Source organism: Thermasporomyces composti (assembly GCF_003386795.1).
Classification (GTDB): domain Bacteria; phylum Actinomycetota; class Actinomycetes; order Propionibacteriales; family Actinopolymorphaceae; genus Thermasporomyces; species Thermasporomyces composti.
Window position 1 is genome coordinate 2,990,703 of record NZ_QTUC01000001.1, and the last position, 14,974, is coordinate 3,005,676.

Here is a 14,974-nt window from a genome sequence, read left to right on the forward strand (position 1 = left end):
AACGCCGGGGCGGAAGGTGGCGACGAGCGTCGATCGACGCCACCTTCCGTCGACTGTCACTCCATTCCGCACGGCGAGGCATGCGCCCAGGCGCTCACCTACGTGATCTCGTAGTCGGCGCCTGGCTTCCAGTCGCTGAAGATGTAGTCGTCCTCCGAGACGTTCGCTCCGGCCGACTGAGCCTTCCTCATCGCCTGCTCCCGGTCGGCCTCGAAGGCGTCGCTCAGCTTCTTCAGCTCACGTCGCAGGTCGGTGATGGATCCGCCGAGGTACCCCTGGACGATGTTGCCAAGGTGCGGAGTGACTGGTTTGCGTTCCGCGTCGACCGCCGCGATCTCCGGGTTGCGGACGATCGCCTGCGGCATCAGGAAGACGTTCTCCCCGCAGAAGGCGACCGCCTTCTTGTACGCGTCGATCGCGTCGGACTCGGCGACCAGGTCCAGGTTGAGCGGTGGCTGGTCCATCGCGGCGATCATGCCCTTCTGGTACTCGTCCGACATGAGCGAGGCGATGAGCAGGGACGCCTTCTCCGGATCCTCGCTGTCGGCCGCGACGAACCATGTCGCGCTTGGCCTGCCGCGATACGTCCAGGGCTGAGCTTCGGGCAAGGGGACCAGGATGGGGCCGAACGCGATCTTGTCGACGAACTCGGGAACGAGGGCCTTGGAGCCGCCGGCGCACCAGATGCCGTCGATGAAGATCCCGACCGCCCCGGTCGCGTACCGCGTTCGCGCGTCCACGACGCTGAAGTTGTTCGTACCGGGGAGCATGAACTTCGAGTCGTACAGCTCCTTGAGGAACTCGATCACCGTGACGTAGCTGTCGTCGTGGTACGCGTACTCACCCGTGGTGAACTTGAGGCCCTGGTAGCCGGGGAAGCCAGCGGCCTGCGCCATGTCGTCGACCTGGTCTCGGATGCGTGAGCCGTCGGCTCCCAGCGCCAACGTCATGGGTGTGACGCCGGCCGACGCCAACGCCCGACAGGCATCCTTGTACGCCTGGTAGTCGGATGGCGGGTCGTCCGGGTCGAGGTCGGCCTTGGCGAAGTGGTCCTTGTTCAGCCAGACCAAGGTCGTGCTCTGCCGGAAGCTGAACAGCGGAAACCCATAGAGCTTGTCGTCGAGGTTGGTGATCCCCTCCGTCAGGGTGTTCGGGGGGATCTTCCGCAGGACTTCGTCCGGCAGCGTCAGCTCGTGCACCCACTTGCCGCTCACGAGCGCGGCGAGAGGAAGCCCCACGATGTTCGAGTAGACGTCCGGCATCTTGTTCGCCTGATGCGCCAACTGGTACGCCTGCACCGCCTTGGACGCGTCGTAGTAGGTGTGGACGACCCGGACGCCCAGCTCATCCGACTGCTTCTCGGCCCAGTCGTCGTTCAGCTGCTGGAACGAGCTGAAGTGGTCCCACCAGTCCAGCGTCCCGGAGGACGCGCCACCCGACCGTCCGCCGGAGCGGCTGGGCTCGCCCGACTTGGCGCAACCGGTCGCGAGACCGATCGTCGCGAGTGCCGAGGCTCCGAGCAACCCGCGACGAGTGAGTCCAGTCATGATCGACACCTCCCTTCGTGCGGGCCGGTGGTCCCGCGAGTCAGGACTTCACCGCACCCGATATGCCTTCGACGAAGTAGCGTTGGAGGAAGACGAAGACGATGACGACCGGCAGGATCGAGATCACGCCGGCCGCCGCCATTCCCGTCCAGTCAGTTGCCGTCTCGCCGACGAATGCCTGCATCCCCACGCTGACCGTCCGGAGCTCGGGCCGACTGAACGAGAACACCAACGGCAGGAAGAAGGAGTTCCACGTCGTGATGAACGTCAGCACGGCGACAGTCGCCGTGACCGGCATGGCGAGCGGAAGCATGACCGAGACGAACGTCCGGACGAACCCCGCACCATCCACGACAGCCGCCTCTTCCAGCTCTCGTGGGATACGCCTGAAGTAGCCGTAGTACAGGAGCACCGCTGACACGTATCCCCCGCCGCTCAACGCGAGGATCATGCCGGTGAGCGAGTCGATCAGGCCCAGTTGCATGGAGACCTTGACGACCGGGATGATCGTGTAGCCGGTGGGCACGAACAGGGTCGCGACCAGGACGGCGAGGAAGACCTTCGAGCCCATGAAGCGGTACCGGGCGAGCACGTACCCACAGGTGGCGCACCTGATCGTGACGATCAGCACCGTGACGAGCGTCACGATGACGGTGTTGCTCAGATAGGTGCCGAAGTGGGCGTCGTACCAGGCGCGTTCGTAGTTGCTCCAGACGAAGTCGGTCGGGAGGAGGTTGAGGCCCCCGGCGAACATCTCCATGTTGTCCTTGAGCGAGGCCGAGAGCATCCAGACGAACGGGAACACCCACAGCGCGGCCGCGCCGAGCAGGAACGCCGCGGCGATCCACCAGGGCAGGCGGCGCGCGACTCGCCGCCATCGCGAGGATGGCGCGTGGTGCGTGGCGACTGGGAGAGTGGTCATCGGTGCGATCTCCTCCTCACACGTCGCGCGTAGATGGCCCAGAGCTGGACGGCGCCGACGATGGAGACGAGCAGGCCGAAGAGCACGGCCGCGGCGGAGGCGTGCCCGAGCTGGGGGATCGAGGCCGCGAAGGCCCACCGGTAGATGTAGATCTCGATGATCTCGGTGTGGAAGTAGGGTCCGCCGCCGGTCAGCGTGTACATGAGATCGAAGGCACGGAAGGTCTCCTCGATCGTGAGCACCGTGATGATGAGGAGGAACGGCTTCAGCAGCGGTAGCGTGACGTGGAAGAAGATCTGGCGTACGTTCGCTCCGTCGATCCGGGCCGCCTCGTAGAGCTCTTGTGGGATCGTCTGGAGGGCCGCGAGCCAGTAGATCATCGTGATCCCGAAGAACTTCCACACGTACAGGGCCGCCGCGGTCGGAAGCGCGGCGCTCTCGCTGCCGAGGAAGTCGACTCCCTCGAAGCCGAACATCCGAAGCCCGTTGTTGATCGGTCCGCTCGCCGGATCGAGGACGAACCGCATCACCACGCCGATGATCGCGGTCGTGGTGACCACGGGGATGAAGAAGGCCGAGCGGAGCAGGCCGACGAGTGGAAGCTTGGGGGAGTTCAAGACGACGGCGAGGAGCAGGCTGAGCAGCACGCGTGCCGGGACGACCAGCAGCATGAACAGCAGGGTGACCTTGAACGAGTTCCAGAAGAACGGGTCCTCGAGGACCGCTCGGTAGTTCTGGATCCCGACGAGTCGCTGGTCGGCCTCGAACCCGTTCCACTCGACGAACGAGTACCAGTAGCTCGCGATGATCGGGTAAACCGTGTAGAGGCCGTAGAGAACGACCGTGGGCAGCAGGAAGATCCAGATCCAGAGCGTCCGCTTCCAGTCGCGTGCGGCGGGCACGCGCACGACGGTTGTCGAGGGAACGCCGCGCGGTTCGCGTCGGGTGAACGGTATGGATCGGATGGACATCGCCACACCCCCCCTCGTGGCCGTGGCTACCGGATCTGGCTCAAGGAGAAGGTCCGCGGGTCGTTTCCCGTCCGGTTGCCGGACTCCAACGCGGTGATCGAGGCCATCTCCTCGGGCGTCAGGTTGAAGCCCGCGAGGTCGATGTTGGAGCGGATCCGGTCCGGCGAGATCGACTTCGGGATCACGATGTGGCCCCGCTGGAGGTGCCACCGGAGCACGACCTGGGCGGGGCTGACCCCGTGCTTGTCGGCGAGCGCCGAGACGACCGGGTTGTCGAGGTCCTGTCCTCTACCCAACGGGGAGTACGCCTCCACCGCGATGGACGACCGCTGGCAGTAGCTCGCCAGCTCGCGTTGCTGGTAGGTGGGGTGTAGCTCGATCTGGTTGACGGCGGGCACGACCGTGCCCTCGGCCAGCACCCGGTCGAGGTGCTCCGGCAGGAAGTTGGACACACCGATGGCCCGCACCCGTCCCTCGTGGTAGATCCGCTCGAGGGCGCGCCAGCTGTCGACGAGCTTGTCCGCGGCCGGATTGGGCCAGTGGATGAGATAGAGGTCGGCGTAGTCGAGGCCGAGACGAGCGAGGCTGTCGTCGTATGCCTTCAACGCCGAGTCGTAGCCCTGCTCGCCGTTGCGCAGCTTGGTGGTGATGAAGACCTGGTCCCGCGGTAGGCCACTCGCCCGCACGGCGGCCCCGACGCCTGCCTCGTTGTTGTAGGCGGCGGCCGTGTCGATGTGTCGGTATCCGGCCTCCAGAGCGCGTTCCACGACAGACTGCGTCGTCTCAGGCGGAACCTGGAAGACACCGAAGCCGATCTGCGGGATGCGTACGCCGTTGTTCAGGGTGACGTAGGGCTGGCTCATGGGTGCTCCTTGGTGCCTCCACACGCCATGGGACGGTCCCGCGTGGTCAACGGGCGGGCTTCAGGATGAGGAGGGACGCGGCTGGAAGCGGGAGTGAGATGTCCAGGACGACACGACCCGAGTCGGTCTCGATGGTGCGAGCGGGCTCCAGCTCCTCGAGCCCTTGTCCCGCCTTGATGTGAGCGAGCTCCTCGGGGGTCGGGTCCTGCGGCGAGCCGAGGGACTTCCAGCGTGTGTGCGAGTTGCTGTGCTCAGCGTCGATCCGGTAGTGCCGCACGTGGACGGTCGAGTGGGCCAGGTTGCGTATCGTCACCCTGACCGGCGTCTCTCGCTCGCTGGTCTGGTACTGGTCGTCGGTGTGACGCCAGACCAGGGCCGCCACCGTTCCGTCCTGGGAGCGGGAGGCCAGCACGTCGACCTCCTCGCGCATGCTGCTGCCGTCGGTGTGGTCCAGCTCGTCGACGCTCCACGCGGCGTCGGAGGTGGCGCTGAGTCGCTCGTCACCCAGCAGTGACAGCATCCGGTACGCGTTCAACAGAGGCTTCTCGACGCCGCCGGCGGTGAGGAAGGCCCGAGTGCCCTCGAAGTACCGCTCGCCCTCGAAGTAGAAGCTCCAGGAGGTCGCTAGTCGGACCTTGACGGTCTCCCTCGCGTTCAGGTCGAGGATCTTCTTCATCAGCTTGACCTGGAACACGGGGTAGTACTCGGTGTTCTGGAACTCGTAGTTGCGGTTGTCGTATCGACCGAAGTGGGCGGGGACGGCCGCGTCGCACTCGTCCACGATGGCCGGGAGGTCTCGATACCGCTCGTGCTCGGCGATCGCCCGGTTGAACTCCCGGATGTCGTACAGCATCTTCGTGGACATCGGGCTCAGCCGCTCGGTGGGCGGGCTGTCGGCTGGGCGGTACTCGCGGGTCGTGAAGCGGCAGCCCTTGGTGTGGTAGGAGATGAAGTCCAAGGGCTCGTCGCGGCGCGAGGTGTAGTCGAGGAAGCCCTTGAGAAACTCCAGGCCGCCGCTGGTGACCGCCGGCCCACCGACCAGGGCGCGTGGGATCACCTCACGGATGGCGCGCGCCGTGACCGTGTACAGCTCGTAGTACTGCTGTGGTGTGCCCCGCCAGTAGTAGATGTCGGGCTCGTTCCACAGCTCCCACAGCCAGGTGGAGACCTCCGCCTCGCCGTATCGCTCCAGGCAGTGGCGGGCGTGCGCGGCGACCAGGCCGGCCCACTTGTCGTAGTCGCGGGGCGGGTAGCCCCAGGCGCCCGCCTCGTAGGCGGTGTAGACGGTTGGACTGGGCACCACCGTGAGCTCGGCTGCCTCCGGCGGAAGCAGGTCGCGCGGGGTGAAGCCGAGCTCGACGAGCACGTGGTGGCCGGCCCCCACGATGGCGTCGTAGACCTGGTCGACGATGGAGAAGTCGTAGTACGGACGTCCCTCGGCGTCCTCGTGGTAGACGTTGCCGGAACCCCAGTGCGGGATGCCGAAGCCGCTGCCGGAGCAGAACACGTAGTGCGGACGGACGTAGTAGCCACCGCCTGAGAGCTCGGCGAACGTCCGGAGCAGGCGTTTGCCGGTCGGTGTGTAGGTCCAGTTGTTCTCGTCGTACCCGATGCTTTCCCAGATCCGGGTGAGGGGTCCCTGGGTGGCGGACGCGTCAACGTCCACGTGCGCCCGTTCCACGTGTGGCGCATGGGGATCGCTGGGGGCAGCCGGCGGGAAGGGCCCCAAGGTGACTCGGCTGACGTGGGCCGCGGCCGTGTCGGTGCTCTGTGTCATGGGCAGCCTCAACTTCCCTCGGTCGTGAGGCACTTCCGGGTTGGAGCGAGGTCCCGCGAGCGAGGGAGAGCACCCCCGTCGACCCTGGCGGCGGGTATTGGGCCATGAGTGTCTCCTGTTACCAGGAAACTGTCAATGACAAATTGTTTTTGTTGTACAATCTCGGTCAGCTCCGCTGGAGTGTTCGCTTGGTTTCGGTACGTGTTCCCTGGAGGAGGTGGTCCGTGGCTGAGGGCATCTCGCCCCTGCCGTCGCAGCGCCCTCTCGGCGAGCTCGTGACCGACGTGCTCCGCGAGATGATCATGAAGGGCAGGTTCAAGCCTGGCCAGCACCTCAAGGAGTCCGAGCTGGCGAACGCGCTCCAGGTGAGCCGCGGTCCCGTCCGGCAGGCCCTGGCGCGCCTCGAGGTGGAGGGGTACGTCGAGCTACGCCGGCACCGGGGGGCGTTCGTCAGCACGCTGACCAAGGCGGATATCGAGGAGGTGCACACCCTCCGGGGTGCCATCGAGCGGCTGGCCGCCAGCCGTGCCTGCACCCGAATGCAGGGGCAGGGGTTCGCCGAGATGGATGCCGTGCTGGAGTCGATGAAGCGCGTGGACAAGAAGATCGATCCGGACGACGCGGCCCTCCTCGACCTCCGGTTCCACGACATCATCTACGCCTACTGTGACCACAGCCGAGTGCAGCGGGTCTGGTCGTCTCTTCGCGGTCAGGTGATGGCCTACCTCCGCGCCCGCAACGCCTGCTTCCCGGACTTCCTCGAGGTGGGCTACATCGAGCACCTCGAGCTGCGCGACGCGCTGGCCTTGGGCGACCCGCAGGTCGCGCAGGACGCCATCGACAAGCACATCAGTGGCGCATACGAGCGGCTGAAGCGACTCAACCTCCCCGACCGGTGAGCACGGGCAGCGGTTCGCACCAGCGAACCCACCCTCAGGACGTTCCCGTGCCCCGGTGAGTGAGACGTCGCCCTTGCCTTGGCGACATCCCGGTCACCCACCGGCTCTCGGTCGAACGCGTGCTCGATCGTGCGCGGACTTGCGGGACCAGTAGTCAGTGATGCCGAGCAGCATGACCGACACGGCCACGCGGAAGGTCGCAACGTACTCGGGTGGTATGCGTCGCTGGCGCGACATCGCGATGAGCATGATCGGGAGTCCGCCGATCGTCCTTCTCGACGAGCCGACGACAGGGGCTCGACCCGCAGGCGCGCCTCGACGTATGGCAGACCGTCAAGAGACTCGCCGAGAGTGGCACGACCGTCCTCCTCACCTCGATCGAACGACGCCGGGCAACTCGCCGACCGGATCGCGATCTCCCATCAGGGCCGGGTCATGTGGACGGCACCCTCGCTGACTCGAGCAGCTACTCACGCCCGTCATGGTCGAGTACGTCGAGGTGCAGATAGGCGAAACAAGGTGCTTCTAATGACCAAATGCTTCCACGTCCTCGGCTAAGCGGGGGCGTCTAAGCGGTCCTCAGCTGCCTGCACGCCTCCTGTCGCTCTCGCCTCGAGCATGTGAGCTGACGACCTTTGCTGGCCAGGCGTCTTCACCCGCTTCGTGAGTCGCACTAGCGTCGCCGAGCGGGAGGCGCACGATGGCACGGGCACGGACGCGCGTTTCGGACGCCGGAGACCAGGGACGGACACTCACACGGCGCGGACTGTTCGGCGTCGCGGGAGCACTCGGCCTCACCGGCCTAACCCCGCTCGACCGAGCTGGGGCGACCCTCGAGAACTCCGCATCGGACCGTGCCGCCCTGAGAGTCGACGATCTCGCGATGACGGGGCCACGCCAGCCGCGCTGGCTTTCGGTGCCGATGAGCCGGATCGTCGTGAACCCCTACGACTTCAACCAGTCGACGAGTGAGGTCGCCCAGAACAGTGGTCCGCAGCTACCGCTGTCCGCCGGCTACTTCGCGTACGACGACGCCATACGACTGCCATCCCTGCTGACCGTCTACCGCCGACCTGGCGGTGAGCCCGACCCGCAGCCTCCGCCCGAGGCGTTCTCTGACGAGTTCGTCGAGCTCGATCCCGCCTGGTCCGCCGAGCCAGGTGTCTCCGCCAGCGTGGCGGAATCACGACTCACCATGGTGTTGCCTGACTCGGCGCCCAACCCGTGGGGCGCGCTGTCACGTCAACTCACTCTTGACGTCGGCACGTTCCCACTCGTGTCCATCGAGGTTCTCGACGTCGTCGGTGCATGGGCGTTGAAGGTGAACGACGGGTCGAGTGACGTCGACACGGTGCTGCAGGCCGACACCACAGCGACCGGAACGTTCACCTACGACCTGCGACAGCTGACCGGGTGGTCGGGAACGAAGACGTTCACGCTCCGGCTGTTCGTCGTGCAGAGGCAGGCACCGCTCGTCGTCGAGCGGATCGCCGTGCATGGGCGGCCGACAACCTGGCTGCAAGTCGCCGCCACCTACACGACGACCTGGCGGCCGGAGGCGCTCGACTTCAGTGCCGAGTACGCCGGGGGTGGGAGACTCCATGGATACGACGTGTTCCACGACACGACGAGCGTCACGCGCCTTCTCGTCGGAACCGGACTCGACATCGACGGCGGAGGTCTCGCCCTCGCGGGACGGTTCACCGGCGCGGTCCAGTACGACGCCGCACGCGGAGTCCTGTCGGTCAGCCAGGGCAATGTCCGCTACGCCGTGGCTGTCGGTCCCGGCCGACAGGTCACCTACTACCGCAGCGAGCTCGACCTGCTCGCCGGCGGCCCGGCGCTGCCTGAACCACCCTCCACCGGCTTCTGGTCGGCCGAACTCCCCGCGAGTGGGATGACGGTCGGCATCGGATTCGCCCACCGAGGCGAAGGAGGCGGGGTCGCCGCGGATCGGGCCCGTGCTGCCGCGCGCCCGAACGCCGCTCCGCGGGCCCGTGCTCGGTGGCGCGACTACTGGAACAGCTACCTCGCCCGCGTGCCCCGTCCGGCCGACTTCACGCTCACCGCGGTACCCACCGAGGGGGTGAGCGCGGACGACATCGCGGTGACCTACTACCGAGCGTGGCACTTCCTGTCCGCGAACACGCTGCCGGAGATGCCGGAGATCGACTACCCGTTCCCGCAGGTCGCGACGGGCAAGCCGTCGATGTGGGCGTTCGGTGCTGAAGGCTCCCGACCGTCCGCCAGCTGGGACAGCCTGCTGGGGATGCAGTACCTCGCCTACGTCGAACCGGACATCGCATGGCGAGCGTTCCTGGGTCTGATGTCGCTCGTCGACGACACCGGCCGGCTCGGCGGCGAGAGCCTTCCGAGCCGCAAGGCACAGACCGCCTGGATCCTGTACAACGTGACAGGCGACACGGGGCGACTGGCGGCCTGTTACGAGAATCTGCGTCGGTACTTGCTGTGGGCGCGGGAGAATCCGCGGTGGATCTTCGGCGACCACGACATCCCTGACGAGCGGGACGCCGAGTTCGTCGTGTCGTTGCTCCTGGACTTCGACTACGCCGCGCGTATCGCGGCGAGGTTGGGTCGGCACGACGAGGTGACGTTCTGGCACGACCAGTTCGACGCACTGAGCGCTGACTATGGTGCGTGGTTCTTCCCGGTCGACGGTCCCTATCCGACGCTGCAGTACCACTTCGTCGAGGGCAGTCACCCCGACAGCCCCGGCAACACGCTCTGGGTGTGCACCGGACTGCACTTGCCACGACTGACGGAGCGGCAACGGCGACTGCTCATCGAACGTTTTCTCGGCGAGTACCGCCCGGACGCGACACTGGCCGGATGGGGGTTCCCGAACGTCAAGGCGCCGGACGTGACCTACACCGCGTACGGGCTGCTCGACTCCGGCATGGTGCGGGAGGCCGACGTCTTCCTCCAGGCCAACCTGCGGGACGTCGTGCGGGCCGGTGTGTTCGCCGAGGTCTACGACGACCCGCCCGATGGCCCTGTCGGTGTAGGCGTCCGGCCCTCACTGTTCGGCGCGGTGACCGTCATCGATGTCGTCTGGCTGCGCAACGGCTACCGCGCCGATGACGGTGAGCCGCTGTTCGTCCGGATGCCGGGCGCCGATGGAGGCCTCAGCGGGTTGACGTTCCGCGGACGGAAGCTAGCTGTCGACATCGACGCCTCCGCGGGCGAGATTCGACTGTCCGGCAACGCCGTGCGCGGCGGTCGCGCGTGCCGCCGGCTTCCGGCGCCAGTCGGCGAGTCCCTATCCATCCCTGCTGGCTGCGCGATGCCTACGGCCGACCAGTGAGAGGCTTGACCGGAGCGAGCGGCTGCCTAACTGCGTTCTCAGAACGGGTGCGACCCCTGCGTCGACATGAGATTGTCGCCGGTCCACCGTCCGGTTCTGGTCGGGCGGTGTCCGAAACCTGCCCACGTCTTACCGGTCCTCCACGCGTCCCCCTACGTTTGTCATGCCATTCCCTCGCCAGGTTCCTGACGCACGCTTGTGAGAGGCAGGTGGAATCGTGCCCACATCGCCACCACGTCGCGGGGTTCGCGCTGTCCTGGCTGGGATCGCCGCGTTGCTCCTCGGCATGGCTCCGGCCGCGGCCGCCAACGCCAAGGCGCCTAACCTGACCGACGGATCGACCGCGGTGGCGCGGGCCCGCGTCGCGGCGGACGTCTTGATGTCGTCGTACGACTGGGAGAAGGCGTGGTTCCCGTCGAGCTGGTGGAACTCGGCTGTCGCCTTGCAGACGATCGGCGACTACATGCAGCGGACGGGGGACCGGCGCTACCTGCCGCAGCTGGACCGGACGTTCGAGCGGAACAAGGGTCCGTTCCCTGCCGGTGAGCTGTCCACCGACGAGATCTGGGGCAACTTCACCAGCCGCGCCATCGACGACGGTATGTGGTGGGCCTTGAACTGGGTCCAGGCCTACGACCTCACCGGCAAGCGCAAATACCTGCGGATGGCGGAGAAGATCGCCGAGTTCACCGAGGACTACTGGGACACCACCTGCGGTGGCGGGGTCTGGTGGAACGCGGAGCGGACCTACAAGAACGCCGTGACCAACGGTCAGTGGATCCGGCTGACCGCCGCCCTCCACAACCGAATCAAGGGTGACAAGTACTGGCTGACCAGGGCTCAAGCCGCGTGGGACTGGTACGTCGACAGCGGCATGATCAACCAGGACTACCTGGTCAACGACGGCTTGAACGACGACTGCCAGAACAACGGTCAGAACGTCTGGACCTACAACCAGGGCTTGGCGATTGGCGGGGCGCTGGAGCTGTGGCGGGCGACCGGTGACCCGGAGCTGCTGAGCATGGCGCGTCGGCTCGCCGACGCCGCCATCGAGGGCGGACTGACCGTCGACGGCGTGCTCACCGAGTGGTGTGACGCGCTCGACCGTACCTGCGACGACAACGCCAAGCAGTTCAAGGGCATCTTCCTGCGCTACCTGATGGACCTCGCCGACACCACCGGCGACGAGCGGTACCGGGCGTTCATCGCCGAGCAGGCGGAGACCATCTGGGAACGCGACCGCGACGCCGCGAACCGCCTCGGTACGCGCTGGGCGGGTGGCACCAGCCCGGAGCACCCCAACGTGTTCGACTGGCGTACCCAGGCGAGCGCGCTGAGCGCCCTGATCGCCGACATTCCGGTGCCGGCGCCGACGTACTCCCTCGCCGCTACCACGTCGCCGGCGCAGCCGGTCGTCATGCCCGCGCGCACCGGCACCACGAAGCTTCGGATCGACGTCGGGGTGTCGGTCACGGGCCCGGCATCGAAGCCGATGAAGGTCACGGTGAAGGTCGAGGCACCGGACGGCTGGGCGGTCTCGCCGACGACCGGGACGATCACGCTGCGCCCGAAGGGGAGCGCGCGGCCGGTGAGTGGCGCCTTCCCGGTGGAGGTGTCCATCCCCGCGAGCGCCGCGGACGGCCACCACGACGTCACGGCGACCGTCACCGCCGAACCCGGGCTGTCGTTCAGCACCCGGTCAGATGTGCTGGTCGCGCACGAGGCGGACTTCGACACGGGAACGGCCGATGAGCTGCCGTGGCTGTGGGACGCCGACGGCTCGCAGAGCAACGGTGTGCAGAACCGCTTCGCCGACGGTCACCGCTACTTCGTCTACAAGTTCCCGTTCCCGGCCGACACCACGTCGGCGCGGGTCGTCTTGACGATCGACAACCAGTACGTGGTGGAGGTCAGCCCGGACGCCGAGCAGTGGACCACCGTGCTGCGGGAGGACCGGTGGATCACCGACGGCAGCAACAAGGCCGACCAGGTGATCGACCTGACGCCGTTCCTCGGGCCGGACAAGGCGGCCTACGTGCGGGTCTCGGACTCGTTCCCCGAGGACGGCTGGGGTGGCCGCGTCTACCACGTCACCGCCACCGCCTCCGCCGACGAGCGCTGAGGGGAGCACTGCGGCGGAACCGCGGACAACGGTGAGTCCGCGAAAAGCCTTCTCAGGAACCATGGAGCCCAGGTTCGTCGAACCTGGGCTCCATGTGTCACGAGTGGACGGACGTCATCCGACGAGCAGCTCGCTGGCCTCAGGCGGCGCGGTCCCAGTACCCAGGCGGCGGCTCGAGCACACAGAACTCGTTGCAGTCGGGATCGGCCAGGACGACGTGCCCTTCGTCGCCACGCTGACCTACGTCGAGGTGGCTCCCACCGAGCCGCAACACCGTCTCCACCTTCTGCCGCTGGTCGTCGATGCTGGTGATGGTCAGGTGAAGCTGCATCCGGCTGGGCTCGACCTTCGCTGTGTGGCTGGAGACGAAGCGGAGACCGAGCTGTGTCTCGTCGCCGGGCAGCAGCTTTCCATCGGTTTCCTCGACGACCTCCCGGCTCAGAACCGCGGCCCAGAATGCTGCCAGGCGAGCTGGGTCGTGGGCGTCGAAGGCAATCGTCAACGATCGGGCGGCACGCTCCGGACCGTAGGGGCAAGCGGGCACGGTGGCACCGGAGCTTTCCACGGGCCCTCGCTCGCGGGAGGGGCCGAACGGGGCGCACGCCCACGTGCTGGAGATGGACCCGGGCACGTCCTGGCCGCGCCGTCGTCCACGAACCCGGTCTACGTCGTCTCTGGCACGTTCAACGACAGCGCACGGGACCATCCGGCCGGCACTTTCCTCCACGCACCGGCCGGGTCATGGCACGTGCCCGCGACGACGGGCTGCACGCTCTTCCTCTTCTATCCGGAGGGCTGACGGTCCTTCACAGCTCCAGGCCGACGAGAGACGCGATGGGGTCGCCCGGCCGCCGCAGCGGTGCGACAGCGTCAGGACGGGCTCTTAGCGTCAGGTCCCGGGTCGCCACGTCGTGCTTGGGGCGCGACTACCACCTCGACGCGCTCGGTCGACCTTGCCGTCGCGGCCGCAGCGCGTGAGCGGCGAGGCGTCGTCGGCCAGGTCGTGGGTGGTAGGGACCCCACGCCGTCACCTGCCGGACGGCCTCTGCCCGCGGCGTGGGTAGCGACGGGTGACCGCCGGACAGCTAGCGTGCGGCACGTTGGATCGCCAAGCAGTTCAGCTCCTCAGCCGGGCCGGTCTCGGGCAGGCGGACACGGAGACCCTCCTCGACCTGCGCCCACTCGACGTCGCCGTGACCGAGAAGCCGGACTGATCGCACGCGATCCGCTGAGGTGAAGGTACGGATCAGCGCAGTGCGGTCGCTCGGCCAACGCATGAGGAACGCGTACACGGTGCTGCCGCGTTGGGTGAACCGGAAGTCCTGGGGCGTCCAGTCGACTCGGTCCTCCCGGAACCCGTCGATCACGACACGGCTAGGGCCCTCACCGAACACCCGGAACGGCCGGGTGCCGAAGATGCCTTCTCCGCAGATGCTCATCCAGCGAGCCATCTGGTCGAGGAGGAAGCTGCACTCGTCATCGAGCGTGCCGTCGGGTCGCAACGGAATGTTCAGCAGGAGGTTGCCGTTCTTGGCGACGACGTCGACAAGGATCTCGAGAACGTGTCCCGGCGTCTTGTAGCGGCAGCGGGAGTCGTAGAACCAGTTGCCGACGCAGGTGTCGGTCTGCCACGGGTCAGGCCGAATGTCCGGTTCCTGGCTTCGCTCGACATCCAGGACCCCGACACGTACCAGGTTGGGATCCCGAGTCTTCTGCGTGTAGACGGCCTGGTTGACTCCACCGTGCGCGGCTGCGCTGGTGTTGTACAAGTGGGCGACGGCACGCGCGCCCGCCGCGTGCCCGTCGGACTCGAAGGGGAGCGAACCGTCGGTGTACAGCAGGTCGGGCTGGAACCTGTCGATCATCTCGGTGACGAGATCCAGCCAGCGTTGGTGCCACCAGGCGTTCGACGTGTACCACGGGTGTTGCACGGCTTCATCGCCCGCCCGGTAGTGCTCCTGGTTCGGCAGGTAGAGGTCCTCGTAGGCCGGATCGGTTCCGTCGTACGGCACTCCCTTGTACGGGCCGGCCTGGTCGGCACCCTTGTTCGTCGCGAACCAGCTGAACGATGCGCCGAGGTGTTCGCTGATCCCGAACCGTAGTCCACGCTTGAGAGCAGCCTCTCGCCATTCCGCGACGAGGTCACGCCCAGGCCCCACCTTCGCGGAGTTCCATCGGTGGAGGGCGGAGTCGTAGTTGAGGAAGTTGTCGTGGTGCACCGCCAGAGCGACGAAGTAGCGTGCGCCGGCCGCAACGTACCTGTCCATGAGGGCCTCGGGATCGAAGTTCTCCGCCTTCCACAGGGCGACGATGTCCTTGTAGCCGAACCTCGACGGATGGCCGTACGTGCGTACGTGGTGGCGGTACTGTTCCGAGCCTTCTCGATACATGTGTCGGGCGTACCAGTCACCCAGGCGAGGTACTGACTGCGGACCCCAGTGCGCCCAGATGCCGAGCTTCGCGTCGCGAAACCACTCCGGCACCTCGAACGTCGACAGTGACTCGACGGTCGGCTGGAACGGGCCATTCAGCGGATGCGTGGTCACAG

Annotated in this window: 11 protein-coding genes; 4 read left to right on the forward strand and 7 right to left on the reverse strand. The window is 66.9% G+C overall.

Translation table 11 applies throughout. The annotated features are described in order from the left end of the window. Nucleotides 1–98: 98 nt before the first annotated feature. From DFJ64_RS12985 to DFJ64_RS13005, 5 genes are all read right to left on the reverse strand, one after another. Complete coding sequence (locus DFJ64_RS12985) at nt 99–1,547, reverse strand: ABC transporter substrate-binding protein (protein ID WP_147304698.1); 1,449 nt, start codon at nt 1,545–1,547, stop codon at nt 99–101. A gap of 40 nt (nt 1,548–1,587) precedes the next feature. After that, complete coding sequence (locus DFJ64_RS12990) at nt 1,588–2,469, reverse strand: carbohydrate ABC transporter permease (RefSeq protein ID WP_115850690.1); 882 nt, start codon at nt 2,467–2,469, stop codon at nt 1,588–1,590. Beyond that, nucleotides 2,466–3,371 (reverse strand): carbohydrate ABC transporter permease, encoded by a 906-nt coding sequence (locus tag DFJ64_RS12995; RefSeq protein WP_211310606.1) that lies wholly within the window; start codon nt 3,369–3,371, stop codon nt 2,466–2,468. Before DFJ64_RS12995 ends, DFJ64_RS12990 begins: the two co-directional genes overlap by 4 nt. Before the next feature lie 95 nt (nt 3,372–3,466). Further along, the gene (locus tag DFJ64_RS13000) at nt 3,467–4,303 is read right to left on the reverse strand and encodes an aldo/keto reductase (protein WP_115850691.1); all 837 of its coding nucleotides are present in this window, start codon (nt 4,301–4,303) and stop codon (nt 3,467–3,469) included. Nucleotides 4,304–4,349: 46 nt separating this feature from the next. Continuing rightward, nucleotides 4,350–6,080: a GH39 family glycosyl hydrolase gene (locus DFJ64_RS13005; RefSeq protein WP_115850692.1), complete on the reverse strand. Its 1,731-nt coding sequence runs from the start codon at nt 6,078–6,080 to the stop codon at nt 4,350–4,352. 224 nt (nt 6,081–6,304) lie between these two features. Here DFJ64_RS13005 and DFJ64_RS13010 point away from each other — a divergent pair, with 224 nt between their 5' ends. The 4 genes from DFJ64_RS13010 (at nt 6,305) to DFJ64_RS13025 (ending at nt 12,426) form a co-directional block, all read left to right on the forward strand. Beyond that, the gene (locus tag DFJ64_RS13010; RefSeq protein ID WP_211310607.1) at nt 6,305–6,979 is read left to right on the forward strand and encodes a GntR family transcriptional regulator; all 675 of its coding nucleotides are present in this window, start codon (nt 6,305–6,307) and stop codon (nt 6,977–6,979) included. A 172-nt stretch (nt 6,980–7,151) separates the two neighbouring features. After that, nucleotides 7,152–7,436, forward strand: a complete 285-nt coding sequence (locus DFJ64_RS13015) for an ATP-binding cassette domain-containing protein (RefSeq protein ID WP_425452189.1) — start codon at nt 7,152–7,154, stop codon at nt 7,434–7,436. Nucleotides 7,437–7,862: 426 nt separating this feature from the next. After that, on the forward strand, nt 7,863–10,304 hold the full coding sequence (locus DFJ64_RS13020; RefSeq protein WP_115850694.1) for a hypothetical protein: 2,442 nt from the start codon (nt 7,863–7,865) through the stop codon (nt 10,302–10,304). A gap of 217 nt (nt 10,305–10,521) precedes the next feature. Next, a complete protein-coding gene (locus DFJ64_RS13025; RefSeq protein WP_245941107.1) occupies nt 10,522–12,426 on the forward strand; it encodes a glycoside hydrolase family 76 protein in 1,905 nt (634 codons plus the stop codon). A gap of 139 nt (nt 12,427–12,565) precedes the next feature. On the opposite strand, the gene DFJ64_RS19720 is transcribed toward DFJ64_RS13025, so the two are convergent. Further along, nucleotides 12,566–12,991: a VOC family protein gene (locus DFJ64_RS19720; RefSeq protein ID WP_147304699.1), complete on the reverse strand. Its 426-nt coding sequence runs from the start codon at nt 12,989–12,991 to the stop codon at nt 12,566–12,568. Nucleotides 12,992–13,511: 520 nt separating this feature from the next. After that, nucleotides 13,512–14,972, reverse strand: a complete 1,461-nt coding sequence (locus DFJ64_RS13040; protein ID WP_211310609.1) for an alpha-L-fucosidase — start codon at nt 14,970–14,972, stop codon at nt 13,512–13,514. Nucleotides 14,973–14,974 lie beyond the last annotated feature (2 nt).

Excerpts from the sequence above, each read along its gene's own strand:
- DFJ64_RS12985 (WP_147304698.1), bottom strand. The coding sequence starts at position 1,547 with ATGACTGGACTCACTCGTCGCGGGTTGCTCGGAGCCTCGGCACTCGCG.
- DFJ64_RS12990 (WP_115850690.1), bottom strand. The coding sequence starts at position 2,469 with ATGACCACTCTCCCAGTCGCCACGCACCACGCGCCATCCTCGCGATGG.
- DFJ64_RS13000 (WP_115850691.1), bottom strand. The coding sequence starts at position 4,303 with ATGAGCCAGCCCTACGTCACCCTGAACAACGGCGTACGCATCCCGCAG.
- DFJ64_RS13005 (WP_115850692.1), bottom strand. The coding sequence starts at position 6,080 with ATGACACAGAGCACCGACACGGCCGCGGCCCACGTCAGCCGAGTCACC.
- DFJ64_RS13015 (WP_425452189.1), top strand. The coding sequence starts at position 7,152 with ATGACCGACACGGCCACGCGGAAGGTCGCAACGTACTCGGGTGGTATG.
- DFJ64_RS13020 (WP_115850694.1), top strand. The coding sequence starts at position 7,863 with ATGACGGGGCCACGCCAGCCGCGCTGGCTTTCGGTGCCGATGAGCCGG.